Annotated in this window: 26 protein-coding genes; 10 read left to right on the plus strand and 16 right to left on the minus strand. The window is 61.9% G+C overall.

All coding sequences use genetic code 11. From position 1 onward, the window contains the following. Window positions 1-32 precede the first annotated feature (32 nt). The 9 genes from HMPREF3155_RS00435 to dacB are packed head-to-tail and all read right to left on the minus strand — an operon-like array spanning window position 33 to window position 8,096. The gene (locus HMPREF3155_RS00435; RefSeq protein WP_061924713.1) at window positions 33-497 is read right to left on the minus strand and encodes a DUF3180 domain-containing protein; all 465 of its coding nucleotides are present in this window, start codon (window positions 495-497) and stop codon (window positions 33-35) included. Next, on the minus strand, window positions 494-961 hold the full coding sequence (gene folK / locus HMPREF3155_RS00440; RefSeq protein WP_070432308.1) for a 2-amino-4-hydroxy-6-hydroxymethyldihydropteridine diphosphokinase: 468 nt from the start codon (window positions 959-961) through the stop codon (window positions 494-496). Before folK ends, HMPREF3155_RS00435 begins: the two co-directional genes overlap by 4 nt. A 2-nt stretch (window positions 962-963) precedes the next feature. Continuing rightward, entirely contained in the window at window positions 964-1,338 is a 375-nt protein-coding gene (folB, locus tag HMPREF3155_RS00445; protein WP_061924717.1) for a dihydroneopterin aldolase, read from the minus strand. Continuing rightward, window positions 1,338-2,273, minus strand: a complete 936-nt coding sequence (gene folP, locus HMPREF3155_RS00450; protein ID WP_070432309.1) for a dihydropteroate synthase — start codon at window positions 2,271-2,273, stop codon at window positions 1,338-1,340. The genes folB and folP overlap by 1 nt, the downstream gene beginning before the upstream one ends. 2 nt (window positions 2,274-2,275) lie before the next feature. Next, window positions 2,276-2,866: a GTP cyclohydrolase I FolE gene (gene folE, locus HMPREF3155_RS00455; protein ID WP_070432310.1), complete on the minus strand. Its 591-nt coding sequence runs from the start codon at window positions 2,864-2,866 to the stop codon at window positions 2,276-2,278. Then, window positions 2,856-5,198 (minus strand): ATP-dependent zinc metalloprotease FtsH, encoded by a 2,343-nt coding sequence (gene ftsH / locus HMPREF3155_RS00460; protein WP_070432311.1) that lies wholly within the window; start codon window positions 5,196-5,198, stop codon window positions 2,856-2,858. Before ftsH ends, folE begins: the two co-directional genes overlap by 11 nt. A 26-nt stretch (window positions 5,199-5,224) precedes the next feature. Beyond that, window positions 5,225-5,812, minus strand: a complete 588-nt coding sequence (hpt, locus tag HMPREF3155_RS00465) for a hypoxanthine phosphoribosyltransferase (RefSeq protein WP_070432312.1) — start codon at window positions 5,810-5,812, stop codon at window positions 5,225-5,227. A 12-nt stretch (window positions 5,813-5,824) separates the two neighbouring features. Beyond that, window positions 5,825-6,832: a tRNA lysidine(34) synthetase TilS gene (tilS, locus tag HMPREF3155_RS00470; RefSeq protein WP_062037121.1), complete on the minus strand. Its 1,008-nt coding sequence runs from the start codon at window positions 6,830-6,832 to the stop codon at window positions 5,825-5,827. Beyond that, entirely contained in the window at window positions 6,822-8,096 is a 1,275-nt protein-coding gene (gene dacB / locus HMPREF3155_RS00475; protein WP_070432313.1) for a D-alanyl-D-alanine carboxypeptidase/D-alanyl-D-alanine endopeptidase, read from the minus strand. Before dacB ends, tilS begins: the two co-directional genes overlap by 11 nt. A gap of 116 nt (window positions 8,097-8,212) precedes the next feature. Here dacB and HMPREF3155_RS00480 point away from each other — a divergent pair, with 116 nt between their 5' ends. The 3 genes from HMPREF3155_RS00480 (at window position 8,213) to HMPREF3155_RS13175 (ending at window position 9,715) form a co-directional block, all read left to right on the plus strand. Further along, the gene (locus HMPREF3155_RS00480; RefSeq protein ID WP_062037114.1) at window positions 8,213-8,686 is read left to right on the plus strand and encodes an inorganic diphosphatase; all 474 of its coding nucleotides are present in this window, start codon (window positions 8,213-8,215) and stop codon (window positions 8,684-8,686) included. Between the two features lie 195 nt (window positions 8,687-8,881). Further along, entirely contained in the window at window positions 8,882-9,193 is a 312-nt protein-coding gene (locus tag HMPREF3155_RS13170) for a hypothetical protein (RefSeq protein WP_235591243.1), read from the plus strand. 12 nt (window positions 9,194-9,205) lie between these two features. Continuing rightward, window positions 9,206-9,715, plus strand: a complete 510-nt coding sequence (locus tag HMPREF3155_RS13175) for a DUF559 domain-containing protein (protein WP_235591242.1) — start codon at window positions 9,206-9,208, stop codon at window positions 9,713-9,715. Window positions 9,716-9,730: 15 nt separating this feature from the next. On the opposite strand, the gene HMPREF3155_RS00490 is transcribed toward HMPREF3155_RS13175, so the two are convergent. Genes HMPREF3155_RS00490 through HMPREF3155_RS00500 form a run of 3 tightly spaced genes read right to left on the minus strand, consistent with a single transcriptional unit; the run spans window position 9,731 to window position 12,742 of the window. Beyond that, a complete protein-coding gene (locus HMPREF3155_RS00490; protein ID WP_246815046.1) occupies window positions 9,731-10,609 on the minus strand; it encodes a S41 family peptidase in 879 nt (292 codons plus the stop codon). 49 nt (window positions 10,610-10,658) lie between these two features. Then, complete coding sequence (locus HMPREF3155_RS00495) at window positions 10,659-12,059, minus strand: FtsX-like permease family protein (RefSeq protein WP_062037110.1); 1,401 nt, start codon at window positions 12,057-12,059, stop codon at window positions 10,659-10,661. Then, entirely contained in the window at window positions 12,056-12,742 is a 687-nt protein-coding gene (locus HMPREF3155_RS00500; RefSeq protein ID WP_062037107.1) for an ABC transporter ATP-binding protein, read from the minus strand. Before HMPREF3155_RS00500 ends, HMPREF3155_RS00495 begins: the two co-directional genes overlap by 4 nt. 110 nt (window positions 12,743-12,852) lie before the next feature. On the opposite strand from HMPREF3155_RS00500, the gene HMPREF3155_RS00505 reads away from it, so the two are divergent. The 7 genes from HMPREF3155_RS00505 to HMPREF3155_RS00535 all read left to right on the plus strand — a co-directional run bounded on the left by HMPREF3155_RS00505 (window position 12,853) and on the right by HMPREF3155_RS00535 (window position 21,618). Further along, entirely contained in the window at window positions 12,853-13,551 is a 699-nt protein-coding gene (locus tag HMPREF3155_RS00505; protein WP_070432314.1) for a sensor histidine kinase, read from the plus strand. Beyond that, window positions 13,548-14,204, plus strand: a complete 657-nt coding sequence (locus tag HMPREF3155_RS00510) for a LuxR C-terminal-related transcriptional regulator (protein ID WP_012715319.1) — start codon at window positions 13,548-13,550, stop codon at window positions 14,202-14,204. The genes HMPREF3155_RS00505 and HMPREF3155_RS00510 overlap by 4 nt, the downstream gene beginning before the upstream one ends. A 132-nt stretch (window positions 14,205-14,336) precedes the next feature. Beyond that, the gene (locus tag HMPREF3155_RS00515) at window positions 14,337-16,352 is read left to right on the plus strand and encodes a hypothetical protein (RefSeq protein ID WP_070432315.1); all 2,016 of its coding nucleotides are present in this window, start codon (window positions 14,337-14,339) and stop codon (window positions 16,350-16,352) included. 27 nt (window positions 16,353-16,379) lie between these two features. Next, window positions 16,380-16,682, plus strand: a complete 303-nt coding sequence (locus HMPREF3155_RS00520) for a rhodanese-like domain-containing protein (RefSeq protein WP_070432316.1) — start codon at window positions 16,380-16,382, stop codon at window positions 16,680-16,682. A 135-nt stretch (window positions 16,683-16,817) separates the two neighbouring features. Then, window positions 16,818-17,147 (plus strand): type II toxin-antitoxin system HicB family antitoxin, encoded by a 330-nt coding sequence (locus HMPREF3155_RS00525; RefSeq protein WP_062037092.1) that lies wholly within the window; start codon window positions 16,818-16,820, stop codon window positions 17,145-17,147. A 61-nt stretch (window positions 17,148-17,208) separates the two neighbouring features. Then, complete coding sequence (locus HMPREF3155_RS00530; protein ID WP_062037089.1) at window positions 17,209-17,667, plus strand: MarR family winged helix-turn-helix transcriptional regulator; 459 nt, start codon at window positions 17,209-17,211, stop codon at window positions 17,665-17,667. Beyond that, a complete protein-coding gene (locus tag HMPREF3155_RS00535) occupies window positions 17,668-21,618 on the plus strand; it encodes a Pls/PosA family non-ribosomal peptide synthetase (protein ID WP_070432317.1) in 3,951 nt (1,316 codons plus the stop codon). Between the two features lie 215 nt (window positions 21,619-21,833). On the opposite strand, the gene ppk2 is transcribed toward HMPREF3155_RS00535, so the two are convergent. From ppk2 to groL, 4 genes are all read right to left on the minus strand, one after another. Continuing rightward, entirely contained in the window at window positions 21,834-22,733 is a 900-nt protein-coding gene (gene ppk2, locus HMPREF3155_RS00540; protein WP_062037083.1) for a polyphosphate kinase 2, read from the minus strand. 151 nt (window positions 22,734-22,884) lie between these two features. Then, window positions 22,885-23,016, minus strand: coding sequence for a hypothetical protein (locus tag HMPREF3155_RS13350; RefSeq protein ID WP_256366445.1), 132 nt, complete (start codon window positions 23,014-23,016; stop codon window positions 22,885-22,887). Window positions 23,017-23,088: 72 nt separating this feature from the next. After that, window positions 23,089-23,277: a hypothetical protein gene (locus HMPREF3155_RS00545; protein ID WP_061924768.1), complete on the minus strand. Its 189-nt coding sequence runs from the start codon at window positions 23,275-23,277 to the stop codon at window positions 23,089-23,091. A 670-nt stretch (window positions 23,278-23,947) separates the two neighbouring features. Continuing rightward, window positions 23,948-25,594: a chaperonin GroEL gene (gene groL, locus HMPREF3155_RS00550; RefSeq protein WP_070432318.1), complete on the minus strand. Its 1,647-nt coding sequence runs from the start codon at window positions 25,592-25,594 to the stop codon at window positions 23,948-23,950. Window positions 25,595-25,652 lie beyond the last annotated feature (58 nt).

The following is a 25,652-nucleotide window of genomic DNA, read 5'->3' on the forward strand; positions in this document are numbered from 1 at the left end:
CCAATTTACAGTCCGATCCTTTAATTAGCCCACTAAGTCTGACCCAGCGCGTCGGGCGGAACCTCACAGTGGCGTTCCAAGACCACGCCAGCCACTGCCATGGCGATGCCGCCGAGGGCGGAAGTCAACACGCCCGTAAGGTCACTAGCGGCGGCCACCAGCTCATTCGCATGAGGAAGCACATAGACCAACATGCCCAAGTAGCCGCCGCCGACGATGGCGCCGGTCCACGCCGAGGCTTTGCCCACGAGCAGAAACTGCGCGATGGTCATGGGATTGAGCTGCGAGTTATCTAGACCAATACCGTGTTCTTTGCTCTTGGCTTGGCGCACCTTCCACGTCAAAAAGACACACACGGCCGTCACGGCCCACAGGGAAATGGAGACAGTCGCCGGGATGGCAAGCATGGAGCCATAAAAGCGGGAGGTCAAAATCGCAGCCGCAGCGGCAACGAATAGCCCTACTCCGACAAGCCAGCCTATCGACGTCCGCTTCATACCAGCTTCACCTGCTCTACCTCGGCCGGGTCGAGCGCAGCGATGAGGTCTGCAACCGGGGTATCGCCAAGCCGCGCATCTGGGTCCGCAGCCAGCCACGGCACCAGCACGAAGGCGCGCTCGTGGGCATAAGGATGCGGAAGCGTCAGTTCCGGGTCGCTGGAGGTCACGCCTTCTACCTGCACGATGTCCACATCCAGGGTGCGCGGACCCCAATGGCGCACGCGAACGCGCTCGGCGGCCTGCTCAAGGGCCTGGCCGCGGCGCAGCAACTCCAATGGGCTCTCCTCTACGTCCACGATGAGCACCGCGTTAAGGAACTCATCCTGGTCCGTAACACCCCACGGCGGGGTGGAATAAATGGGCGAGGCCACCACGGTTTCCGCGGCGAACTCGTCGAAGACCGTCTGCAGCAATGCGCGGCGGTCATCCATGTTGGAGCCAATCGAAAGTACCGCGCGCATCGTCACTTGCCTCCTCGCATGCTCTTTCGCGAGCGACGCGCCACGACGGCGACGTCGGCGAAGGTGCGCGGAATCGGCGCCTTCGGCTTATGAATGGTCACCTCGACCGCATGCAGCAGGTCATAACGCTGCATCACGGTATCGGCCACCTCGTTGGCCACGGTCTCGATGAGATCGCGCGACGGGCCCTCGACGATGTCCGCCGCGACGTCGGCAAGCTCGGCGTAGCTTACGGTGTTCGCAAGGTCATCGGTGGTTGGGAACTCAGTCCAGCAGGTGATGTCCACCAGGAAGGGCTGACCCTCGCGCTTTTCCTCCTCGAAGACACCGTGGTAGCCAAAGCACTCCAGGCCGGTCAGTTCGATGCGGTCTGCCATTAGCGGTTTCCTTCCTTAGACACAGCCCCGGACATGGCGCCGGACGCAGCGCCGTTGGTGTAGCTGCGGGTGGCGTTTACGCCGCCAGAATAGGCCAAGCCAGCGTTCCACGCGGCGGCGACGTCGACGGCATCGCGGGAGACGCCGACCTCGTGCACGCGCACGCCCCACGCGCCCATTTGCGCGGAGATTGCGGTGACAGCGGCGGTGGCGGGATCGGCGAGCACGGGCGAGGCTTCCGCGCCGCGGTCCTCACGGATGGCGGCGAGGAAGCGCTTGCGGGAAGCGCCCACGAGAATCGGAAACTCGCCCTCAAGGAAGCTCGGCAGTGCCTTCAATAACGCCCAGTTATCCTGCGGAGTCTTGGCAAAGCCCAGGCCCGGATCCAGGACGATGTTGTCAGCGCGCACGCCTGCTGCAAGGGCGGCGTCGCTCAGCTGCGCTAGGCGTTCGTGCACGTCGCGCACGACATCGCCGCCATGGTCCGCACTGCCGGCGGCGGAGCCGAACTGTACGGTACGCCAGTGCATCAGACACACGGGCAGCGCGCTATCGACCATCACGGCCAGCATGTCAGGGTCCGCAAGCCCGCCGGAGACATCGTTGATGAGGTCCACGCCCGCGCTTGCCGACGCCGCCGCCACCGACGCACGCATCGTATCCACGGAGGTTTTGATGCCCTCCTCGTGCAGCGCGCGGATGACCGGAACCACGCGGTTTTCCTCGTCCTTCGCGTCCACGCGGACTGCGCCGGGGCGGGTGGATTCGCCGCCAACATCGATGATGTCTGCACCCGCCGCGACCAATTCGCGGGCGTGCTCAATCGCGGCGTCGATGTTGAGCCACCGCCCGCCGTCAGAAAAAGAATCCTCGGTGACGTTCACGATTCCCATGACCAGCGTGCGGCCCGGGACGGTCAAGTCACTGACAGTCATTTCTAGCTCCTAATAAGGCTCATTACCTCAGCGCGGGAAGCGGCATTGGACTTGAAACCGCCGCGGACGGCCGAGGTCGTGGTGGTAGCGCCAGGCTTGCGGATGCCGCGCATGGCCATGCACAGGTGCTCGCATTCGATGACCACGATGACAGAATGCGCGTGGAGGACCTCCACCAGGGCATCGGCAATCTGGGAGGTCAGACGCTCCTGGACTTGCGGACGCTTGGCGTACATATCGGCCAGGCGGGCTAGCTTGGACAGGCCGGTGACCTGGCCGTCTGGGCCCGGGATGTAGCCGATGTGCGCCACGCCGTAGAAAGGCACCAGGTGGTGCTCGCAGGTGGAGTAAATCGGGATATCGCGCACCAAGACCAGTTCTTGGTGCTCCTCGGCGAAGGTCTTGTGCAGGACCTCGGTTGGGTCCGCGTGCAGGCCGGCGAAGACTTCCTTGTAAGCGCGCGCGACTCGGGCTGGCGTCTCCTGCAGGCCCTCGCGGTCGGGGTCCTCCCCTACTGCGATGAGCAACTCGCGGATCGCTGCCTCCGCGCGGGCCTGATCAAATTCGCCCCTGGCGGGGATGTTATTGCTCATCTGAATCCTTGTAGGGACTGGCCTGGCCCTGGTTGCCAGAGCGAGGCGCGTTGTACGGGTTATTGGCACGCTGGTTCTCGCCGAAGCTGGACCACTGGTCGCGGTCAGGCTGCGGCTTGGCGTGGCGGCTGCCGACGCGGGGAATTTCGGTGGTCGGGCGGTCGCTCGGGGCCTGGCCAGCGGGAGTTTCGGGAGCCGGAGCAGGCTGTGCCGGCTTTTCGGCTTGTTTTTCTTCTGGTGCGAAGACAGTGTTTTTCTCGCTATCGATCTTGTCGCCCGCGTGCTGGCCAAAGTTGAAGCCAATCTCGCCGGTGGGCTGTGGGTCCTGGCCTGCTAGGCGACGCTCGCGTGCCGCACGGGAAGCCTCAACCAAAGTCATGCGCGGTGGCAGCTCCTCGCCGCGTTCCTTGGCCAACTCGGCCGGAGTCTTGACTGGCTCGCGGCCAGCCTGGCGCGGGAAGCGATCGTCCTCGTTCGGGAAGACGTCGAAAGCCGCGCGTGGCTCGATGCCCTCAAAGATGCCCTCCAGGTCGGGGCGACGGAGGGTCTCCTTGTCCAGCAGCATCTCCGCGAGCTTATCCAGGTAGTCGCGGTGCTCCGCCAAGATGTCGTAGGCCTGCTGATGCGCGCGATCCAACAAGTAGCGCATCTGCTCGTCGATGCGGGTAGCCACGTCTTCGGAGTACTCGATGGAACCGCCGCCCATGCCGTAGCCGAATGGGTCGCCCTGCTCCTTGCCGTATTTCACGGTGCCAAGGTCCGGGGAGAAGCCGTACTCGGTCAGCATGGAACGAGCGATCTTGGTGGCGTTTTCAATATCAGAGGAGGCGCCGGTTGTCGGCGCGCCGAACACGAGCTCCTCGGCAGCACGGCCGCCCATGGCAAAGACCAAGCGGGAGAAGAGCTCGTCGCGGGTGTACATGCCCTTGTCGTCTTCCTGGGAGGTCATCGCGTGGCCACCCGTGCGGCCACGGGCCAAAATGGTGACCTTATATACGCGCTCAATGTCCTTCAGCGCCCAGGCAGCCAGGGTGTGGCCGCCCTCGTGGTACGCGGTGACCTTCTTCTCGTGCTCGGAGATGATCTTGCCCTGGCGGCGCGGGCCGCCGACGACGCGGTCGGTGGCCTCCTCGAGGGCGTCATAAGTAATCACATTGCCGCCGATGCGGGCGGTCAAAAGTGCTGCCTCGTTCAGGACGTTAGCCAGGTCCGCACCCGACATACCGGCGGTACGCTTGGCCAGCTGGGTGACGTCGACTTCCTTGGCCAGCGGCTTATCCTTCGCATGCACGCGCAGGATTTGCTCGCGGCCGGCCAGGTCCGGGTTCGTGACCGGGATCTGGCGGTCAAAGCGGCCCGGGCGCAGCAGCGCCGGATCCAGGATGTCTGGGCGGTTGGTGGCCGCGATGAGGATGACGCCCTCGCGGTCGCCGAAGCCGTCCATCTCCACCAGCAGCTGGTTCAGGGTCTGCTCGCGCTCGTCATGTCCGCCGCCAGTGCCGGAGCCACGCTGGCGGCCCACGGCGTCAATCTCGTCGACGAAGATGATGCACGGGCTGTTTTCCTTCGCCTGCTTAAACAGGTCGCGCACGCGGGAAGCGCCCACGCCGACGAACATCTCCACGAAGTCCGAGCCGGAGATGGAGAAGAAAGGAACTCCCGCCTCGCCCGCAACGGCGCGGGCCAGCAGCGTCTTACCTGTGCCGGGAGGGCCGTAGAGCAAAACACCGCGCGGAATCTTCGCGCCGAGGGCATGGTAGCGCTCGGGATCGTCCAAGAAATCCTTGATTTCCTGCAGCTCGTCCACTGCTTCATCGGCACCAGCCACGTCCTCGAACGTGTTGGTGGGCATGTCCTTGGTCAGCTCCTTGGCCTTGGAGCCGCCGATACCGAACATCCCGCCGCCGTTTTGCTGCATGCGGGACATGAACCAGAACAGGAACGCGAACAGGATGATCATCGGCAACAGGAAGCTGACCATCGAGCCCAGGAAAGATTCCTGGGTGACCTTGGTCTGGTACTTCTCCGCGCCGGAGTCCTTAACAGAGTTAAAGATCTGTTCGCCGGCGCGGGCCGGGTACTTGGCGATGATTTCTTCGACGCCCTCGCGCTCTTCCACCGTCACTGGCTTTTTGAGCTTGAGGCGCAGCTGCTGTTCGCGGTCGTCGATTTGCGCCTCAGCGACGTTTTTGTCCGTCAGCTGCTTGACCGCTACGGATGTCTCCACCTGGACGTAGTTGCGTGCATCGTTGGTAAAGAAGGTGAATGCATAAAGCGCTACGAGTACAAGCGCTGCGATTCCGCCGTAGCGAAGGAGTTTCTTGTTTTTCATTAGTACCTATTTGTACCTAGTAATCCCTATTTGTTGGTGTAGACGTCTGGATGCAAGGTGCCGACGTAAGGCAGGTCGCGGTAACGCTCCGCGTAGTCGAGACCGTAGCCGATGACGAACTCGTTCGGAATATCGAATCCAACATCGAACAGATCGATCTCGGCACGAATGAACTCCGGCTTACGCAGCAAGGTGACCACCTCGAGGGAGCGCGGGTTGCGGCCCTTGAGGTTACGGATCAGCCAGGACAGGGTGAGGCCAGAGTCGATGATGTCCTCAACGATTAGAACGTCGCGGCCTTCGATGTCGCGGTCAAGGTCCTTCAAGATGCGGACCACGCCGGAAGAGGAGGTGGCGTTGCCGTAGGAAGAAACCGCCATGAACTCCATCTGGGAAGGAATAGACAGCTTGCGCGCGAAGTCCGTCATGAAGAAAACGGCTCCCTTGAGCACGCAAACGAGGATGAGTTCTTCCTCTGCGTCCTTATATTTAGCGGCTACGTTATCCGCCATTTCCTGGATTCGTGCTTGCAGCTCTTCCTCGCCAATGAGGACGGCTTCGACGTCTTTGCCGTAAGCATTTGCTGGGACGTTGAAATCTTTTTTGTCGTGCACGCTTGCGCTCCTTTAGTGACCGGGCAATAGTGCCAGTTTGCCACCAACCCTTCTTACTTCCAACCTCTGCCCCATGATTTTTTGCTCTTTCAGGCTCGGCGCCACGGCCACGCCTCCCTGTCCGTGCCAGTTGGTGCACAGCTTGCCGACGCCGCGCAGCACCTCACGGGTTACTTCCGCCCCCTGCTCATGCAGCCACGCAGCCAGGATACGCCGTCGCACCGGTTCGCTAAGAGCTGCCAACTCCGCAGCGTCGAGGCCTTCGCTTCCCGGTGCCGCGTTGCTTAACGCCGCCTTACTCAACGCCGCGTTACTTAACGCGGCGTCGTCAAGCGCGGCATCCCCCGCCGCCTGGGCGAGTGCGGGCACGGCGTCTCCCCCGATCAGCTGGGAAAGCTGCGGGATGATCTCGCGGCGCAGCGCCACGCGGCGGAAGGAGGTATCGCGGTTTTGCGGGTCATGCCAAACCGCAAGACCCAGCTCTTCGCAGGCGGCAAGCGTCTGCGCGCGGCGGACCTGCAGCAGGGGGCGCACCACGCGCACGCCCTCAATCTCGGCGGCAGGCAGCATGCCGGCGACCTTGCCGCGCAGCGCGCCAAGCAGCAGGGTCTCGGCTTGGTCGTCAGCGGTATGCGCCACGGCCACGGGCAGCCGCGTCGCACCGGCGAAAGCCTGGTAGCGCGCTAGTCTCGCGGCGGCCTCCAGGGAGCCTCGATCTGCAACCTCCACCTTCAGTACTTCTGCCCGCGCGCCCAAGCTTTCTGCTTGGCCGGCGGCCTTCCCGGCTTGCTCGGCAGAACCCGGCTGCAGGCCATGATCGACGCACAGGGCTTGTACCTCGAAGCCCTCGGCCACCAAGGCCGCGGTCAGTGCCAAAGAATCGGCGCCGCCAGAGAGCCCCACGGCTATGCTCTCTTGTGGCTTTGCCTCCTGCGCCCACTCCACCACCGCGCGGCGGCAGGCCAGAAAGTTTGGCGAAACTCGCGGCCAGAAGGGCTTTGCCGCGTATTTAGAACTCATGTAGCACGCTGGCCAGCGCGTCTTGGGCCTTGCGGGCGGCCAAGATGTCACCGTCGTTGACCAAAAAGGCGAAGGCATAGACGCGGCCGGACTGGCCCTGTGCGGTACCAGCCAGCGCAGAGACGCCGGTCAGCGTGCCAGTCTTGGCGCGAACATAGCCGCGGGCAGGCGAATCGCCGTAGCGCTCGTACAAGGTTCCCTCGCCGCCGGCCAGCGGAAGATAACCCAGCAGGGGGCGCAGGGCGTCGTTCGTCGCGGCGATGTCCACGATGCGCGTCAGCACTGCCGCCGGGATGCGGTTCTCGGTGGACAGCCCGGAGTTGTCCTTAATATTCACGCCGTTTAAGTCGATGTCGTTTTCTTCGAGCACCTCGCGGGTGGCCTCGGTAGCGCCTTGGAAGCTAGCTTCCTTTCCACGGGCCGTGGCCAGCTCGCGGGCAATGGCCTCGGTCATGACGTTGTCGGAATGCTTCGCGGCTTCCTGCGCGCGTTCGGCCAGCGGCGCGGAGTGCACCTCACCGAGCACGACGCCGGCCTGCGGGGCATCGCCTTCCTCGACTTTGTCGGTGCCTAAGCGTTTTGCCAGTGCATGCGCAAGATCCGTGGCCGGGGTGTGGCTACGTGGGACGTCGCCAGTCGTGGCGCCGAGGCGGCCGCCGTAAAGCATCGCGGGCTGCATAGGCGCCACGAAGCCCTCGTCGACATTCTCGGGGTCCCAACCCGGCGCCTGTTGCGGGCCTGCCCATGCGGAAGTATCCAGCACCACGCGCTTAGCGTTTCCCACCTGGGCGGCAAGGTCATCGAGCTGTGCGGAGGTCATCCAGACGTCGCCAGCCGCGCGCAGCACAACCGTGCCTTCCTCCTCGCCCTGCAGGACCTGCGTGGTGATCCGTTCGTCCTCGCCGAGTGCCAACGTGGCTGCGGCAAGGGTTAACACCTTGGTGGAAGATGCCGGCGTCAGCGGGCGCTGGGCGTCGCGCTCCCACACCACCTCATCGCTGGTGGTGTCGATGACCTGCGCGCCGAACGTCGCCAACGCGGGGTCCTTAGCCTGGGAATCAAGGCGGGCCTTCAGCGCTTCTAAATCCACCTCACCGGGCTGGGCAACCTGCAAAGGTGTCGCCGGCGTGGGCTGAGAATACGGGGTCCCGTGGTCCAAATTGTTGTAGGCGCTCTGGATGTTTACCCCGAGTGCAGCCGTGCCTGCAATGGCAGCGGCCATCACCACGGCCGTGCCCGTCCACCACATATGCTTCGCTTTCATCGCCTTTCACCCTAGCGCGATAATGCGGCACGGTAGACTATTGGCAGCGATTGATGATGCCGAATATTCTCGGCCGCAATCCCCCAGTACCCACAATTTGTATGGAGGAATACGCAGTGAGCGTTGAAGTAACCATCGAGATCCCAAAGGGCTCCCGCAACAAGTACGAGGTTGACCACGAGACCGGCAAGGTTCACCTCGACCGCTACCTGTTCACCCCGATGGCATACCCGGCTGATTACGGTTTCATCGACCACACCCTGGGTGAGGACGGTGATCCGCTCGACGCTCTCGTTATCCTGCCGGAGCCAGTTTTCCCGGGCGTTGTTGTTGAGGCTCGCGTCCTCGGCGTCTTCAAGATGACCGACGAGGCCGGCGGCGACGACAAGCTGCTTTGCGTCATCGATGATCCTCGCTGGGAGCGCTACCAGGACATCAACGATGTTGAGGATTCCATCAAGGACGAGATCGAGCACTTCTTCGTCCACTACAAGGACTTGGAGCCGAACAAGGAAGTTACCGGCTCTGGCTGGGGCGACAAGGCTGAGGCGGAGAAGATCCTCGAAGAGGCTATCGCTCGCTTCAAGTAATTCACGTTTCTAGGGACGTTTCGATCAAATAGGGCTCAAAATCCGAGGGTTTGAGAGGCCTTAGTTGATCGAAACGTCCTTTTTCTTTGTCACCGCGACAACTCCTCGTTCGTGACGTACGATTCGATCAAATAGGGGGCCGAAAACAGCGGTTTCTGGGGGCTTATTTGTTAGAAACGTACTCGTCGGGGGCACATGGAAATTTTCGAGGGACGCGCGGGGACTCGCCGCGCTGCTAAGGGGCAGGCAATCAAGATTTGCCGCGGTCTGTATTTATCTGCGGTGCCAACGCCGCGCGAGCTCGCTGAAGTCGTCTCGCGGCGCTGGCCGGACTCAGCTTTAGACGGCTATTCCGCCGCTCAGCAGTATCTTGGCCAAGAACTGACTTTTCCGCTTCACTTCCTGCGTGCAGGAACGATGGCATCAAGCACGTATTTCCGCAGCCGGCGGGCACGGCCCAAGGCGCTGGGCAGTATGAACGGGGTAAACGTGTGCAGCCCGCTGTAATGCATTGAGGCCATGGCGCAGGAGGATGGCGTGGCCTTCATCGAGGCCTTCTTCGCTGGGCCACACGGGCGCTCGCGCATCGAGACCGAGCAGCTGGACTTTCGCCGCCTGCCCAAGCACACGCGTGAGGTGTTGGAGAAGGCCATCGTCGGGGCGGATAGCAAGCCGGAGCGCGACCTCACCCGGGGCCTTGAACCCCACGTCAAAGTCCGCAACAACGTGCGGGTTGGGCCCTACCGCTGGGACTTGGTGCTAGAGGAACACAAGGTTGCCATCGAGGTGGACGGCTATGCGTATCACAAAGGCGAGAACCGGCAGCGCTTCGAAATCGACCGCCAGAAGCTTAACGACGCCATCCAGCGCGGCTACCTGCCCCTCCACTTCACCGCCGCCACGATTGAGCACCACCTTGACGTCGCTGTGCACCAGGTCCTCGCGGTCATCAAACGGCGGGGCGAGTTCGTTCCTCCGCCGTGGAAGTGGCACCACTACTGGCGGTGGGAAGGCGAGCGTTGCGGCTAGGAAGCCGCACCGTGCTTAGGAGCCACAGCGGGAAGCGAGCCAAGAATCGAGCTCGGATTCCGGGGCATCGGGGGCGATGGGGTCCTCGGCGAATTCCTCGCCGGTGCGCGCCTTGTCCTTGGCCGTGGTGAGCATGAGCGAGCGGCCGTCCGGGTAATCCAGAACCACGTTCGCGGAGGCGTAGCCGGCGGTCGGCTCGCCGAAGGTGCGCACGTTGTCCAGCCCGCGGAAGGCCAGGAGGGCGGCTTCGGCGGAGGAGGCGGTTTCGTCGTCGGTAATCACGGCGACGGGAACCTCAAGTTTGCCGCCCGACGTGGTGGTGGGCGTGCCGCCGCCGGTGACGGAATTGCCGTCGATGACCACGTCAGATGTGCCCATGCGGCTGACGAAGGAGAGCGCGGTGCCATCCGGCAGCAGGGGGCTTAAGCCCGCGTACATCGGGCCCATATCGCCGCCGTCGTTGCCACGCAGATCCACCACGGCGGTACAGGCCTCCGGGTGGGCAGTCAGGCCTTGAGCCAAGGTATCGGCATAGGCCTGGCCATCATCGTGGCGGCCGATAGACGGGACGGTGGCGCGCAGGATGCCGTCCTCGAAGGAAACCGAGGGCTCGGCGTTGTCGATGGCCTTTTCCTTCTCGGTGTTAAAGACCTTGGAGTGCTTGCCGCCGGCGGCATCGATGGCGGCAACGAGGAGCTCCGCGTTGGTCGGGTCCTCTTTGAAGGCCTCGCGGGCGCGCTGAAATTCTTCGCTCTCGCCATAGATTCCGGTATACGCTGCGGTATCCACCATCGCGGTGTTGATACGTTTTTCGCTGGTGTTGAAAAGAATATAGGGCTTGCCCAGGAGCGCCCCGCCATAGGAGGGGCCGAGGAAGTACACGGCGGCGAGCACCGCGATAAAGGCAACGACTAAGAGTCCGCCAAAATTTTCAGTACAGTTTTCATTCTTTTCGACCTCCTGTGCGCAGCACGTAGCCGCGCAACGGTTCAACAAGGACAATGGCAAGAAGCGTGACCACCCAGCCCACCGCCAGGAAGCCGAAGGCCATAAGCAGGCGAGCGCTCACGTCGACGTCGCTTGAATCGAGGCCGGAGAAGAACATCAGCGAGGCGATGCCACCGCCGAAGAGGAAGCCGAAGAAGCTCAAGCCCACGACCGGGCCCATGACGGTCCAGGCACCGGAGCGGAACTGGAAGCCGCGCGGCACGCCCATGAGATCCAGGGAGCGGATGAGCTCCTTGTCTTCGAAGATGCCGGAGACCTGGCCCAGGATGATGGACATGGTGGTCAGCGTGAAGCCGAAGATGAGGGTTAACAAGACACCGGTGGAGATGTCCTTGAACACCACGTTCGTCCCCGGGTCTTCCTTCAGAGATAGGGCCAAAGCGTCTGCGCCCAGGGGCGCGGCAACGAGGAATCCCGCCAAGTAACCGAAGAAGCCGATGGCAGCACTCCGCCGCCAGGCGGGGCGCGCATTGCCCGCCACGCGCTGGCAGGCCACGAAGTGCGCGGTGCCTGGGAAGAGGGACAAGATGTGCGCGCCGAGCTGCAGGATGAAGGGAGCGATGAGGTTGATGCTCATCAGCATGCCGAACATGACCACGATGACCATGGCGGTCGGCGGGCCCGCCTTGCCGAAGAGGAAAACCCCACCGGCCGCCACGATGATGAGGAAGACGATGGCGCGCCACCAGCGGTAAGCCGCGGGCATCTGACGCTTGGCCACGCCCAGCGGGCTCACACGCACGCGCTGCATGCCGACGAATGCGGCGCCGATGGCCAGCAGGAAAAGCACACCCGCCACGGCGAGGTAGCCCCACCACGGGAGGAGAAGCTCGGACAGAGCGATGGGGCGCATCTGGAAATCCAGCTGGGTGAAGACCGGCGCGACGAGCAGGCTGATCAGCCCACCGAGCACGATGCCGATCACCGCCTGGAGGCCGGTCTCCACAATGGCCATGCGCTCCACCTGCCGGGAGCTCAGCCCCAACAGGCGCAGGGTGGCCAGGCGCTGCTCCCTGCCGGACGCACCGAGGACGGCTGCTTGGGCTGTGAGGTTAAACAGCGCCGGAAGAATGAACGCGCAGGCAAAAAGGGCTAGGGCGAACCAGATATAAAAACAGGCCGTAATATCGTTGCCGAAGGCCTCCTTGAGTGCCGGGGCGGCATCCTCGACGTGCTGGGCGCGCTGCCAGAACATCCAGGTACCACCCGCAACGAGGAAGGCGATGGCGGAGCCAATGGTCAAGCTCACAATCGCCAGCATCGAGACGATTCCCGTGCCTGAGCGCGCGCGAATAGATTCGCGCTGCAGGTCCATAACTAGGGTCGCGGTGTTCATCGAATCACCCCAAGGCGGCGGTCGTCGTGAATGATGCCATCGCGAATCTCCACGCGGCGCTGCATCCAATCGGCCACCTTCGGGTCATGCGTGACCATGACCAGGCTGGCACCCGACTGGCGCACGATGGTCGTGAGCATCTGCATCACCTCGTGGCCGGTGGACTGGTCCAGCGCACCGGTGGGCTCGTCGGCGAAGACGATGCCCGGATTTGCCACCAGTGCACGCGCGATGGTCACGCGCTGCGCCTGGCCACCGGAGACCTGCGCCGGGCGACGATCCGCCAAACCGCCAAGGCCAAGCTGACCAAGAAGCTCCATCGCGCGCTTGCGGGCAGCCCCACGCGATACTCCGTTGAGCATGGCGGGCAGCGCCACGTTGTCCACGTTGCTCAGCTCCGGCAGCAGCTGGCCGTCTTGGAAGACGAAGCCGAAGTTGCGCAGGCGGGTGCGGGAGCGGGGGCCGTCGCCAAGCGCGGAGAGCTCCTCGTCGCCGTAGCGCACGCTGCCGTGCGTAGGCGTCAGCACGCCGGACATGCAGTGCAGCAGCGTGGATTTGCCGGAGCCGGACGGCCCCATGACGGCCACGAGCTCGCCCGGTTCAATGTCGAGGGAGATTCCAGCGAGCACCGGGCCGCCGCCGAAATCCTTGGTGATGTCTGTCAGGGAAAGTGTCTTTGCCATGTCTCTCATTCCACCGTGCCGGGCCCGCGGAAAGAACAGCCCTAGCGTTGCTCTTTAAGGTAGTGCCAGCACTACCCCTGCAGTTCGGGGCGCCCGTTATGCTGTGAACCGTGTTCCGTAAAAAGCCCCAACCCACCACGCACGAGCAGCAGCAGGCGCAGCAGATTGCGCAGCTCACGGCCTCGCGCCGCGCCATCGCGGACGCTTACGAGGTCGAGCGCGCCCGCATCGAGCGCGACCTGCACGACGGCGCGCAGCAATACCTCGTGGCCGCGAGCATGAAGTTGGGCGAGGCTCTTCTCGACGCCCCCGCTGACCTCACCGAGCTCCTCACCGCTGCTAAGCAGGACGTGGACCGCGGCCTGAATTCTCTGCGCGCCACGGTGCACGGTATTCACCCACAGGTGCTGCAGGATCACGGCCTGGTCGCCGCGCTTGCCGACGCCGCCTCCTCCCACGGCCCCCACGTCAGCGTCTTCGCCCCGCATCCTCTGCCTGAGCTCTCCGCCTCCGTGCTGGCCTGCGGCTATTTCTTCGGCACGGAAGCTTTGACGAATGCGGCCAAGCATGCGCCGGGCGCGCCAGTCTCGGTGCTGGTGACCTCGGACGATTCGCTGCGCATCACCGTGGTGGATGAGGGCCACGGCGGCGCACAGGTCGTCCCCGGGCACGGCCTGGCGGGAATGGCCGAGCGCCTCGCCGCTTTCGGCGGAGAGATGACGCTGAGCTCTCCCCCGGGCGGGCCGACGAGGCTGGCGTGCTCGATTCCCCTTCTTCTCGATCGCGGACAGTCAGGAGTTCACCAATGAGTTTGAGAATCGTCGTGGCGGATGACTCCGCCATTCTGCGCGAGGGCCTCGCCGGCCTGTTGGAGCGCCGCGGGCATTCGATTGTGGGCCAGGCGGACTCCGCCCCGGCGCTTGAGGCGGTGGTGGACAAGCTGCGCGATGAGCTTCCGGACATCGTCATCACGGACGTGCGCATGCCGCCGGGCATGGGCGACGACGGCTTGAAAGCCGCCGTGAACTTAAGAAACGCATACCCGGGCCTGCCCGTCATGGTGCTCTCCCAATATGTGGCCCCCGCATACGCGGTGGAGCTCTTCGACTCCCCCGATGCCGGCACCGGCTACCTTCTGAAAGACCGCGTCTCCGAAGTGCGGGACTTCCTCTCCAGCCTGGACGTGGTGGCCCAGGGCGGCACCGTCATCGACCCCACCGTAGCTCAGGCTTTAATGAGCTCCGGGCGCAGCGGCTTGGGTGAGCTCACCCCGCGCGAGCGCGAGGTGCTCGAACTCATGTCCCGCGGCAAGTCCAACAAGGACATCGCCGCCGAGCTCGTCCTTTCTTCCGCCGCGGTGGCCAAGCACGTCTCCAATATCTTCACCAAGCTGCGTTTAGATCCCAGCGAAGACAACCGCCGCGTCAAGGCAATCTTGGAGTACCTCTCAGCGCACCGCTAAAGCCCGCGCCCGCCCACCGTCGACAAGAGCGCCCTGACAGAGACCGTCCAGAGGATCCCAAGAAAACTGTGACTCAAGACGCATAAGCTTGTTCGTGCCCTTGCCCAACTCACCCCGGAAGGACCCCGCTTAATGGACGTGCAGCTCAACATCGTGCGCTTTACGAAAGCATTGATTGCCGACCATGACTATTTTCTGGAGTTAATTCAGACGGAAGGGCTGGATTCCTTTCGTAAGCCGGATCCAGAAATGGAAGAGGCATCGGCGGCACTCTCCAAGCTCTTCGGTCAGGATGTGCCCGCGCATTCGGCCGTCACGGTCACGATGGATTCCAGCAATTTAGAGCTCCAAGAAAAGCTAGCTTTGTTGGCGTATTACCACGGCTTGGTGGTCTTCATTGGAACCACAGACATCCTCTTTAATGCGACTGGAATCCCCACGAGCAGCAATGGCCTTTCCTCCATCAGGAACTGCATGGGAACTATGTGGCGACAGGTCAGCAGACCTATGCTTGATCGCGCCTTTGAAGACGCACTCCGCCTGCCGGTGTCCGAACAGACGTGGATTCAGGTAATCAACTATGGCTCGGAAGAACGAAGCTACGGCCTCGAAATGTCCATGCACGTGCGCGCAAGCGGCCAGTTCGAACTGATATGGTCCAGCCTCCCTCCAGAGGCCACTGAACCGGTATTCCGCACACTCACTGTCGATACTTACGAAGAAGCACGAGAAATTCTGCTTTCCTTCAGTGATCGCAACCCGTTGATCGAAGAATTCGCATGGGAGCCGCTTTCTCAGCGCGCATCAAAACCTATCCTGGATCCTTCAGTCCGCCACGAAACACCCTGGCGCCGGCTGGACGCGGTGAAGGAGCTCCCCGAAGGCGTGATGGTCCACCTGCACAAATGGCCAACATTTTCCCTGGCCTACGGCCGCAATGCACAGGGACAGTGGACCGCAAAGGTTTACGATAACCTCGGCACCGACAATGTGCAGACCTTCGATATCGCAGACGAAGTCATCGCAGTGGCGGAGCACTATTTGGACGGCAACGGCGAGATGATTTCCACGGTCTTCCCGGACTCTTCATCTTCGGATCCGGCACCGTACACCACGGTCACCGCAATGGAGCTTCCGGAGCGCGAGGAGCAGTGGACAGAAGCATCAGTATGCATGATGCACCGCATCCGCGCTGACCATAATGGCGAGCCCAGCCCCCGGATGCAGAAATATATTGAGAGGATTAACGCAAAGCTCGGAAGCGAAATCCTCCTCGCCGAGGAGCACGTGGAGGCACAAGCACTCACTCGGCTGCTCATCCCTGCCGACGTCAGGTCGGTCACGATAGAGAGGCTTACTCATCTGGCGCAGGATCATGGCATTTCGCTTGTTGTCGATGATTCCCTGGCACTGTACAACCCGTCGGGCAAGCCGCTTCCGGGGGCTGAGAGCTGCCAGTTGAAGCTACTCGCGGATAAGTTGTATGTGAACACCTGGGAGGTGACTACATCCTCCTCCGTACTCGAGGCAGGGCTTCGCCTCTTCACAGGATGGAGGCTTGAGGTTCGATCCGGGAGTCAGGTGGACTTCCAGGAGCGTTATACCTTGGAAACAACCTATACGGGCGACAACGTTTCGCTTGACCTTGTCACCCCCGACGGGAACCTACACGAAATCCCATCCATCCCACTGCCCCTTGCTCTGGATTTGATGGTTGAATTCACCTACTCCCCAGCGCAATTGGTAGACAAAGTGAATTGGCAAGATCAGAAGTCATCCTCAGATATCCCTGAGGAAGAGCGCTTCATGGTCAATGCCACGGTCTTCGGCTCAGCTGCATATCTTTTCAACGATGACCTTCTCGAAGCAGTTCGCCAGGACGGCTTCCCCGAAGTGGGAGCGTGGGTAGCGGCCTTTGACCGAATAGTCCCGGGCGATTACTGCCAGGTCGACCGCGTGCAACCCTCAGAAACAGGAGCGGCACGTTACCTCGTCGAATGGGGCCACAACAACGGTGAGGAGGAAAACTTCCAGATGCTCCTTGAGGACATCGACGAAGCCTTGTCCCTCCTTGAGCGGTTTGTGAACGGAGACCGCGCGGAGTTTGAAGCCCTTCCCTGGACGCGGCGAGTGGAGGAACAGCACTAGGCCCAACGCGTGACTAGGGTATGGGGCATGAGAAACGTAACGCCCCAGGAAGTACCAGAGAACGCCCAGCTTATCGACGTCCGCGAGGACCACGAGTGGAACACCGAGCACGCCCAGGGCGCCACGCACATCCCGATGGGAGACCTCGTCGAGCGCCTCGACGAGATTGACCCGGACCGAGACATCTACGTCATCTGCCACCTAGGCGGACGCAGCATGCAGGTGTGCCAGTACTTGGAGCACACCAAGGGCTGGGACGTCATCAACGTCGACGGCGGCACGGATGCGTGGAAAGCCCAGGGCCGCCCCATGGTTTACCCCAACCAGTAGTAGTACTATTTTCGGTACCACTAAAGTGTGGTTTCAAAGATAGAAAAGATCCTCATCAAGATGCGGACTTCTCGGAATAATGTTCGCTTCTCTGAGCTGCAACTTGAGTGCGACTTCTATTTCTAGGAGCAGACCATGAACCTCGCAGACAAATACACCTACCAAACCGCGTGGTCCGAAGAGGATGGAGAATTCGTTGCCACAGTCCTAGAGTTCCCCTCCTTGTCATGGCTCGACTCCACTGCAGCTACCGCTGAGTCCGAGCTGCGCAGCATCGTCGAAGAAACTCTAGAAGATATGCAACGCAACAATGAGCAAGCCCCAGAACCTTTTGGCCAACGCAGCTTTTCCGGAAAGTTCAACCTTCGCATCCCTCAATCGCTCCACCGGAGCCTCACCATTGAAGCGGAGCGAGAGGGCGTATCCCTTAACACCCTCATTGTTCAGAAGCTAGCCTCGGCGTAAAACTAATGGGCCATAACCCATAATTTAGGTGTTCCGCCGTAGGCGCGTTAGAATCATCGGCATGCCTTCATTGAATTCTATTTCCATCCCTACCGCGCTCCTAGAGTCTCCTTCCTTCCAGCTGGAGCGCCTCCGCCGCCGCACCCGCGACGGCGTCGAGCAAGCGCTCAGCACCCGGCAGACCACCATCCGCGAGTACTGGGTACTTACCTGCCTCGTCGATGGTGACGTTGCTTCCCAGTCCGCGCTCTCCGAGACCCTCGCGATCGACGCCTCCGACATGGTGCGCCTCATCGATTCCCTGGAGGAGCGCAACTGGGCCAAGCGCGAGCGCGACCCGAAGGATCGCCGCCGTCAGATCGTGGCTTCCACCAAGAAAGGCGTGAAGGCCCACAAGGAGCTCGCGGAGCTCGTCGCCGCAGCCGAGGACGAAGCCCTCGACGAGTCCACCTCCAAGCAGCTCAAGCACCTGCGCAAGCTGGCCCGCGCCATCATGTCTTCAAGCGAGGGTGATGCTTAAATGGCGGAAGAGGACGCTAGTACCGGGCGCCACGCGCTGCCCGAAGACCTTTTAGATTCCCGGCAGCCCGGCGCGGGCTTCGTGCATGTTCCGGAGCAATACCTGTTGCGGGATCGCGCGCCGCGCGAGCGCACACTGTGGGACATCGTGCAAACCACTGCAGAGCTAAACCCGGACGCCGCCGCGCTTGACGACGGCGAGGTGCTCACCTACTCAGAGCTCATCACCGATGTCCAGGCATGGGCCGCCGAGCTGCAGGCCAACGGCGTCTGCCGCGGCGACCGCATCGGCATCCGCATGACCTCCGGCAAGCGAGAGCTCTATCTCGCGATTCTGGCCACCTTGGCTGCGGGCGCGGCCTATGTGCCGGTCGACGCAGACGATCCCGACGAGCGCGCCGAGATGGTCTTTGGCGAGGCCGACATCGATGGCCTGTTTACGGATGAGGGCTTCCGATCGCTGCGTTCAGCTGAGCGCGTAGGAAAGGACGCCCACCAGGGTGCACCGACGCCGGATGATACCGCGTGGATCATCTTTACCTCCGGTTCCACGGGCAAGCCGAAGGGCGTGGCCGTCACCCACCGCTCCGCGGCCGCTTTCGTGGATGCCGAGGCCGCACTGTTTTTGGTCGATCACCCACATGGCCCGCTGGGCCCCGACGACCGTGTGCTAGCCGGGCTGTCAGTGGCATTCGACGCTTCTTGTGAGGAGATGTGGCTGGCCTGGGGCCACGGTGCCTGCCTGGTGCCGGCGCCACGCTCTTTGGTGCGCTCCGGCATGGACCTAGGCCCGTGGCTCATCCGCCGCGACATCACGGTTGTTTCCACGGTGCCGACCTTGGCGGGCCTGTGGCCGGCAGAGGCGCTGGACAATATCCGCCTGCTCATCGTCGGCGGCGAGGCCTGCTCGCAGGAGCTGGTAGACCGCCTGGCAACAGACGAGCGTGAGATGTGGAATACGTACGGCCCGACGGAGGCGACGGTCGTCGCTTGTGCCCAGCGCATGGTGCCGGGCCAGCCAGTTTCCATCGGCTTGCCTTTGAACGGCTGGGGCTTGGTGGTCGTGGATAAGCAAGGCTTCCCGGTGAGCGTAGGCGAGGTCGGCGAGCTGGTTATCGGCGGCGTCGGCTTGGCGCGCTACCTGGATCCGGCAAAGGATGCGGAAAAGTACGCACCGCTGGACTCGATGGCGTGGGAGCGCGCGTACCGCACGGGCGACCACGTCCGTCTGGAGGAAGACGGCCTGTATTTCGTGGGTCGTATCGATGACCAGGTCAAGATTGGCGGCCGGCGCATCGAGCTCGGCGAGGTCGAAGCCAACGTGGCGGCCCTGCCGAACGTCTATAACTCCGCGGTGGCAGTGCAGAAGACGCCGGGCGGCGAGTCCGTGCTGGTGGGCTACGTTTCCTTGGAGGATGAGGCGAAGGGCTTTGACGAAAAAGCCGCGCACGAGCGTCTGGCCGAGACCATGCCGGCTGCACTCGTCCCTCGCATCTGCGTGATGGAAGAGCTGCCGGTTCGCACCTCGGGCAAGGTGGATAAGAAGGCCCTGCCGTGGCCACTTCCAGGCGTGGGTGTGGAGGCCGCGGGCCTTACCCAGACCGAGCAGTGGCTGGCGCAGCTGTGGGTGGAAACGCTGGGCGTTTCCGTCTCGGATGAGAACGCGGACTTCTTCTCGCTGGGCGGCACCTCGCTGGCCGCGGCGACGTTGGTAGGCCGCATCCGTGAGCGCTACCCCACCGTGGCGGTGCGTGACCTCTACGACCACCCGCGCCTGGGCTCGCTGGCCGAGCACATCGGCGGCGTCGAGGAGCGGCCTTCGGCTGCGCCCAAACGCACGGTGCGCAAGGTGGGCATGGGCACGCGCGTGGTGCAGACGCTCATCCAGATTCCAGTGATGACCTTGGCTGCGACTTCGTGGCTGACCTGGCTGTTGCTTGGCTCGAATGTAGCGAACGCGCTCGGTGTGGATTGGGCGCTGACTACCCCGTGGTGGCTGGTTGCCGTCATGGTGGTGCTCTTTGCGACACCGATTGGCCGCATCCCGATAGGCGGCATCGGAGCGCGCCTCATCACTGCGGGAATCAAGCCGGGCGACTACCCGCGCGGAGGCTCGACGCACCTGCGTATTTGGGCCGCGGAGCGCTGGGCTGATGCCTCGGGCTCGCGCTCGATTGCGGGCGCGACGTGGGTGAACAACTACGCGCGCCTACTCGGCGTGAAGATTGGCCGCGGCGTTGACCTGCACTCTCTTCCCCCGGTGACGGGCCTGCTCAAGTTGGGTGACCACGCGGCTATCGAGCCGGAAGTGGATCTTTCTGGCTACTGGCTCGACGGCGACGTACTGCACGTTGGCGCCATCAACGTTGGCGAAGGCGCGCGCGTTGGTGCGCGATCTACCCTGCTGCCGGGCACCAATGTGGGCAAGTACGCCCACGTGGAGGCCGGCTCCACGGTCACGGCTCGAAAGAAGATCAAGGACGGTCAGCGCTGGTCCGGTTCGCCTGCCAAGAAGGTAGGCCGCTCCAAGCACCGCTTCCCCGCCGAGCCGCCGAAGCGCCGCCCGTGGTGGGTTGCGTTCTACGGCGCAACGTCGATCCTGCTGGCCATCCAGCCGGTGGTAGCTCTCGCTGTGGGCGCGGCCGTCGTGGTCGCGGGCCTCAGCATGACCGCGGGCAACGACTTCATCGGCTCGATCTTCTTCGCGCCGCTAGGCGCACTGGCGGCATTCGCCTGCTTCATGGCGCAGACCTGGCTGGGAGTGCGGATTCTCTCCATCGGCCTCAAACCTGGAGTAGCTCCGGTGCGCTCTGCGGCTGGCTGGCGCCTGTGGTCCGTTGAGCGTCTCATGGACGAAGCCCGCACGACGCTCTTCCCGCTCTACGCCTCGCAGCTAACCCCGACGTGGCTGCGCTCGCTGGGCGCGAAGATCGGCAAAGACGTGGAGATTTCCACAGCAGTGATGATTCCGAAGCTGACGGACATCAAGGACGGCGCCTTCCTAGCCGACGACACGATGATCGGCGGCTACGAGCTGGGCGGCGGCTGGATGCTCACGGGTGAGACCAAGGTGGGCAAGCGCTCCTTCGTGGGCAACTCCGGCATCACGGGCCCGGGCCGCAAGCTAGGTAAGAACTCGCTGGTTGCGGTGCTCTCCTCGACGCCGAAGAAGTCCAAGGCGGGCTCGAACTGGTGGGGTTCGCCGCCGGAGCGCATGCGCCGCGTGGAGGCCAGCGTTGAGGGCGTGCAGGGCGAGTCCCTGACCTATAACCCTGGCTTCGGAGTGAAGGCGGCCCGCGGTCTCGTTGAGACCATGCGCCTGCTCGCGCCGATGACCTCGGCGATGCTGCTGGCAGCAACGTTAGCCACCATTTACGTGCTCGTGGATAACTACGGTGTGGGCCTTGCCTGGGCTGTCTCTGGACTGCTGCTTATGGCAATTGGCGCGGTCAGCATGGCCATCACCGTGGCCGTGAAGTGGATCTGCGTGGGCAAGCACCGCGCGGCCGACCACCCACTGTGGTCCGCGTTCGTGTGGCTCAACGAGCTGCAGGACACCTTCGTTGAGGCCGTCGCGGCGCCGTGGTTCTTCCAGCACACGCTGGGCACTGGGGAGATCAATCTCGGCCTGCGCGCGCTGGGCGTAAAGATCGGCGCGGGCGCCTGGATCGATTCCTACTGGTTCCCGGAGACGGATCTCTGTTACGTGGGCAAGGGCGCTTCCGTGGGCCCCGGCACCGTGGTGCAGACCCACCTCTTCCAGGACCGCGTTATGAGCTTGGATACCGTCACCATCGAAGACGGCGCGACCCTTGCTGCCCACTCGGTCGCACTGCCAGCATCGCTGCTTGGCGACGCCGGCACCGTCGGCCCCGGCTCGCTCGTCATGCGCGGCGACCGCGTGCCCGCCAACTCCGTATGGCAGGGCAATCCAATTGAGCCGTGGGACTAGGCCCGGCCTGCCGCCGATTATCCTCTGCGGAATTGGCTGCAGCGGCATTTTTCGCCGGCTTGCCTGCCTAGATGCCAAATCGTGGGAAGATTTAGCCATCGTAGGCCCATGATTTGGCACTTAGGGCGATAGGGCGCAAAGCAAAAGGCTGGATGCATCGTGCATCCAGCCTTTCGACGTTCTCAGCCGCTTAGATCCCCACGGCGAAACTAACGCTAGTCGCCAATCTGGTCACGGCCTCGCATAACGATGAGCGGATCCGGCTCGCCGACCAGTTCATGGTCCTTGTTGGTGTACTCGAACTTGGAAAGCACGTAGCGCATAGCGTTGATGCGGGCGCGCTTCTTGTCGTTGGACTTGATGGTGATCCACGGCGATTCTTCAGTATCCGTGTAGCGGAACTGCTCCTCTTTCGCGCTGGTGTAGTCGTCCCACTTGTCGAGGGACGCCAGGTCCATCGGGGAAAGCTTCCACTGACGCACTGGGTCAATTTGACGAATAGCGAAGCGGGTGCGCTGCTCCTTACGAGTAACGGAGAACCACAGCTTGGTCAGGGAAATACCGGAACCAAGAATCATGTTCTCGAGCATTGGCACCTCGCGCAGGAACTCCGCGTGCTGGGACTCGGTGCAAAAGCCCATGACGCGCTCGACGCCGGAGCGGTTGTACCAGGAGCGATCGAAGAATACGATTTCGCCGCCTGCTGGGAAGTGCTGAATGTAGCGCTGGAAGTACCAGGAGGTGGACTCACGCGGGGAGGGCTTTTCCAGTGCGACGGTGCGCGCACCACGCGGGTTCAGGTGCTCGTTGAAGCGCTTGATGGTGCCACCCTTGCCGGCTGCATCTCGACCTTCAAAAAGGATAATGTGGCGCTGGCCGGTTTCTTTGGTCCAGTTCTGCCACTTTAGAAGCTCAATCTGCAGCGCGCGCTTGGTGGCCTCATACTCATCACGCGACATGCGCTCTTCGTAAGGGTAGTTCTCTCGCCAGGTATCGATGGGGGAACCATCCGGCATGATCAGCGCCGGGTCATCCTCATCAGAATCATCGACGACGTAGCCGTCGGTCTTAGCAAGGTCGATCTCGGGAAGTTCGTCGTCTTTAATGTCAGCCATACTCAAAAGTTTACCGGTCACCCAACTATTCGGCGCGTTAAAGTACACCGCAACTCCACCGATTTACCCCTAAGCCCTCCCCCACCCAGACATAGCAAAAGAGCCCCACCAAAAGGTGAGGCTCTTAGAATCGCTTACGCGATGGATGTTCTTAGACGAACATGCCGATCAGCTGGGAAGCGCCCTTAGCAATCTGAACGAGCGGATCGATCAGGGTTGCGTAGATGTTCAGGTCGTTTGCGAACTCGGAAGAACCGATTGCGAAGTTAATGAAGCCGTCCATTTTATCTCCTTAGGACTAGTATTTGAAGATTGAAGATCAGAACCTAAAAGGCCCCGATGAGAAGTAAATGAATTACTTGTTCTCAGCAATCAGGGAAGAGGTGCCTGGGAAGAAGTCAGATGCCTCAGGCTCGGAGGACAGGAAGTCGAAGACTTTGATGGTGTTCTGGAAGAAGGAACCAACGTTGCCCAGGATCTTGCCCCAGCCTTCCCAGGTGTCAACGAAGTTGTCGAGGTGGGTCTGAATCATGGAGAGGTCCATAATGAACTCCTTGGATAGGTTTCGGGTATTTACACCCGAGGGTATTGCGGATTTGCAGACACCCTCTGCGGGCGTCACAAGTAACTATTTTGTCACACAGCGCTCAAAGATCAATCCGAAACTCTCGAGTTTTTAAATCTCGGGAAAGCTCCCCACAGTTCCCAACCGTCACTTTATACACAGCATACTCCAAGTCATTTCTTACTCGAAAGTTAATTAGAATGCCCATTACCAGCGGGTTTTCTGACACTGAACAGAAATGATCAAATTCTTTGGAAAAAGTGTGTAACAAACATCAGGACCCCGCCGATGAACACGGTCCAAAAGTTAGAAATTCAGCAGGAAATTAGTTTCAAAATTGCCCCAATGCGGGGGTGCACCAACGGCCCCAGATTAGCCGTTTCCGCTTCCGCCCGGAGTTCTAGGCAGTCAAATAGAGACAAAGGCGCGACCAATCAACCGCCATTCAGTCTCAAAAATGGGCCACTGGCTGTGAAAATTGTTATTTAGTGTGAAAGTTGAGGTTTGGAAGCACACTTTTCATCTCTTCCGTGTAGCGACACGCGAAAGCGCCCTACGAGAGACGTTCTTTATCTCACGTAGGGCGCCTTAAATCGACAGCATCTAGCTCGCACGGAGCTACATGGACGCCTTTAGGGGTTTGGCTCTATTAGAAGCCCATGCCGCCCATAGCGTCAGCGTCAGGCATTGCATTGCCAGCGCCAGCCGGCTGCGGCTTGTCAGCAACGACAGCCTCAGTGGTCAGGAAGAGCGCTGCGATGGAAGCAGCGTTCTGCAGTGCGGAGCGGGTGACCTTGACCGGGTCATTGATGCCAGCGGACATCAGGTCAACGTACTCGCCGGTAGCTGCGTTCAGGCCCTCGCCTGCTGGCAGGGATGCAACCTTGTCAGCAACAACGCCCGGCTCCAGGCCAGCGTTGTGAGCAATCTGCTTCAGCGGTGCAGACAGTGCCTCACGAACGATCTTGACGCCGGTTGCTTCGTCACCGGTCAGGTCATTCAGCGCATCCAAAGCGGAAGCAGCCTGCAGGAGGGCTACGCCACCGCCGGCAACGATGCCCTCTTCAACGGCAGCCTTTGCGTTACGGACTGCGTCCTCAATGCGGTGCTTGCGCTCCTTGAGCTCCACCTCAGTTGCAGCGCCGACCTTCAGGACAGCAACGCCGCCAGCCAGCTTGGCCAGGCGCTCCTGCAGCTTCTCACGGTCGTAATCAGAATCGGAGTTCTCAATCTCAGCGCGGATCTGCTTGATGCGGCCGTCGATCTGCTCCTGGTTGCCAGCACCCTGGACGATGGTGGTGTCATCCTTGGTGACAACAACCTTGCGTGCCTGGCCGAGGTACTCAATCTCCGCGGTCTCGAGGGAAAGGCCAACCTCTTCGGAGATGACCTGGCCGCCGGTCAGGATGGCCATATCCTGCAGGGTAGCCTTGCGGCGATCTCCGAAGCCCGGAGCCTTAACAGCAACGGACTTGAAGGTGCCACGGATCTTGTTCACGACGAGGGTGGACAGTGCTTCACCCTCAACGTCCTCGGCGATGATCAGCAGCGGCTTGCCGGTCTGCATGACCTTCTCCAGCAGCGGAACGAGGTCCTTGATGTTAGAGATCTTGGAAGAAACCAGCAGGATGTACGGATCCTCGAGGACTGCCTCCTGGCGCTCCATGTCGGTTGCAAAGTAGCCGGAGATGTAGCCCTTGTCGAAGCGCATGCCCTCGGTTACCTCGAGGTCCACGCCGAAGGTGTTGGACTCTTCAACGGTGATAACGGAATCCTTGTTCACGGAGCCGTTACCCACGGTGTACATAGCCTCAGCGATCTTGGCGCCAATTGCCGGGTCAGCGGCGGAGATACCAGCGGTGGTAGCGATCTCTTCCTGGGTCTCAATCTCCTTAGCGGAAGAAAGCAGGGAGTCAACGACTGCCTTGGTAGCGGTCTCGATGCCGCGCTTGATGCCCATCGGGTTGGAGCCTGCTGCAACGTTGCGCAGACCCTCGCGTACGAGTGCCTGTGCCAGAACGGTAGCGGTGGTGGTGCCGTCACCGGCAACATCGTCAGTCTTCTTTGCTACTTCCTTAACCAGCTCAGCGCCGATCTTCTCATAAGGATCTTCCAGCTCGATCTCGCGAGCGATGGAGACGCCATCGTTGGTGATGGTCGGAGCGCCCCAGGACTTCTCCAGGACGACGTTACGGCCCTTCGGGCCGAGGGTGACCTTTACTGCGTCGGCCAGCGTGTTCAGACCACGCTCAAGGCCGCGACGTGCCTCTTCATCGAAAGCAATAAGCTTTGCCATTGTGTTTGTGCTCCTTGATTTGTTTAGGACGACACTCACGTCTGTATCTATACGGACG

Origin of the sequence: Corynebacterium sp. HMSC06D04 (assembly GCF_001807315.1) — a bacterium.
Lineage (GTDB): Bacteria > Actinomycetota > Actinomycetes > Mycobacteriales > Mycobacteriaceae > Corynebacterium > Corynebacterium simulans.

Coding starts and splice junctions, on each gene's coding strand:
- folE (WP_070432310.1), bottom strand. CDS start 2,866: ATGAGCAATAACATCCCCGCCAGGGGCGAATTTGATCAGGCCCGCGCG.
- HMPREF3155_RS00530 (WP_062037089.1), top strand. CDS start 17,209: ATGCCTTCATTGAATTCTATTTCCATCCCTACCGCGCTCCTAGAGTCT.
- HMPREF3155_RS13170 (WP_235591243.1), top strand. CDS start 8,882: ATGGAAATTTTCGAGGGACGCGCGGGGACTCGCCGCGCTGCTAAGGGG.
- HMPREF3155_RS00495 (WP_062037110.1), bottom strand. CDS start 12,059: ATGAACACCGCGACCCTAGTTATGGACCTGCAGCGCGAATCTATTCGC.
- HMPREF3155_RS00515 (WP_070432315.1), top strand. CDS start 14,337: ATGGACGTGCAGCTCAACATCGTGCGCTTTACGAAAGCATTGATTGCC.
- ftsH (WP_070432311.1), bottom strand. CDS start 5,198: ATGAAAAACAAGAAACTCCTTCGCTACGGCGGAATCGCAGCGCTTGTA.
- HMPREF3155_RS00520 (WP_070432316.1), top strand. CDS start 16,380: ATGAGAAACGTAACGCCCCAGGAAGTACCAGAGAACGCCCAGCTTATC.
- dacB (WP_070432313.1), bottom strand. CDS start 8,096: ATGAAAGCGAAGCATATGTGGTGGACGGGCACGGCCGTGGTGATGGCC.
- folP (WP_070432309.1), bottom strand. CDS start 2,273: ATGACTGTCAGTGACTTGACCGTCCCGGGCCGCACGCTGGTCATGGGA.
- tilS (WP_062037121.1), bottom strand. CDS start 6,832: ATGAGTTCTAAATACGCGGCAAAGCCCTTCTGGCCGCGAGTTTCGCCA.
- folB (WP_061924717.1), bottom strand. CDS start 1,338: ATGGCAGACCGCATCGAACTGACCGGCCTGGAGTGCTTTGGCTACCAC.
- HMPREF3155_RS00535 (WP_070432317.1), top strand. CDS start 17,668: ATGGCGGAAGAGGACGCTAGTACCGGGCGCCACGCGCTGCCCGAAGAC.
- HMPREF3155_RS00435 (WP_061924713.1), bottom strand. CDS start 497: ATGAAGCGGACGTCGATAGGCTGGCTTGTCGGAGTAGGGCTATTCGTT.
- HMPREF3155_RS00500 (WP_062037107.1), bottom strand. CDS start 12,742: ATGGCAAAGACACTTTCCCTGACAGACATCACCAAGGATTTCGGCGGC.
- HMPREF3155_RS00545 (WP_061924768.1), bottom strand. CDS start 23,277: ATGGACCTCTCCATGATTCAGACCCACCTCGACAACTTCGTTGACACC.
- groL (WP_070432318.1), bottom strand. CDS start 25,594: ATGGCAAAGCTTATTGCTTTCGATGAAGAGGCACGTCGCGGCCTTGAG.
- HMPREF3155_RS13175 (WP_235591242.1), top strand. CDS start 9,206: ATGGCGCAGGAGGATGGCGTGGCCTTCATCGAGGCCTTCTTCGCTGGG.
- ppk2 (WP_062037083.1), bottom strand. CDS start 22,733: ATGGCTGACATTAAAGACGACGAACTTCCCGAGATCGACCTTGCTAAG.
- HMPREF3155_RS00510 (WP_012715319.1), top strand. CDS start 13,548: ATGAGTTTGAGAATCGTCGTGGCGGATGACTCCGCCATTCTGCGCGAG.
- HMPREF3155_RS13350 (WP_256366445.1), bottom strand. CDS start 23,016: ATGGACGGCTTCATTAACTTCGCAATCGGTTCTTCCGAGTTCGCAAAC.
- folK (WP_070432308.1), bottom strand. CDS start 961: ATGCGCGCGGTACTTTCGATTGGCTCCAACATGGATGACCGCCGCGCA.
- HMPREF3155_RS00525 (WP_062037092.1), top strand. CDS start 16,818: ATGAACCTCGCAGACAAATACACCTACCAAACCGCGTGGTCCGAAGAG.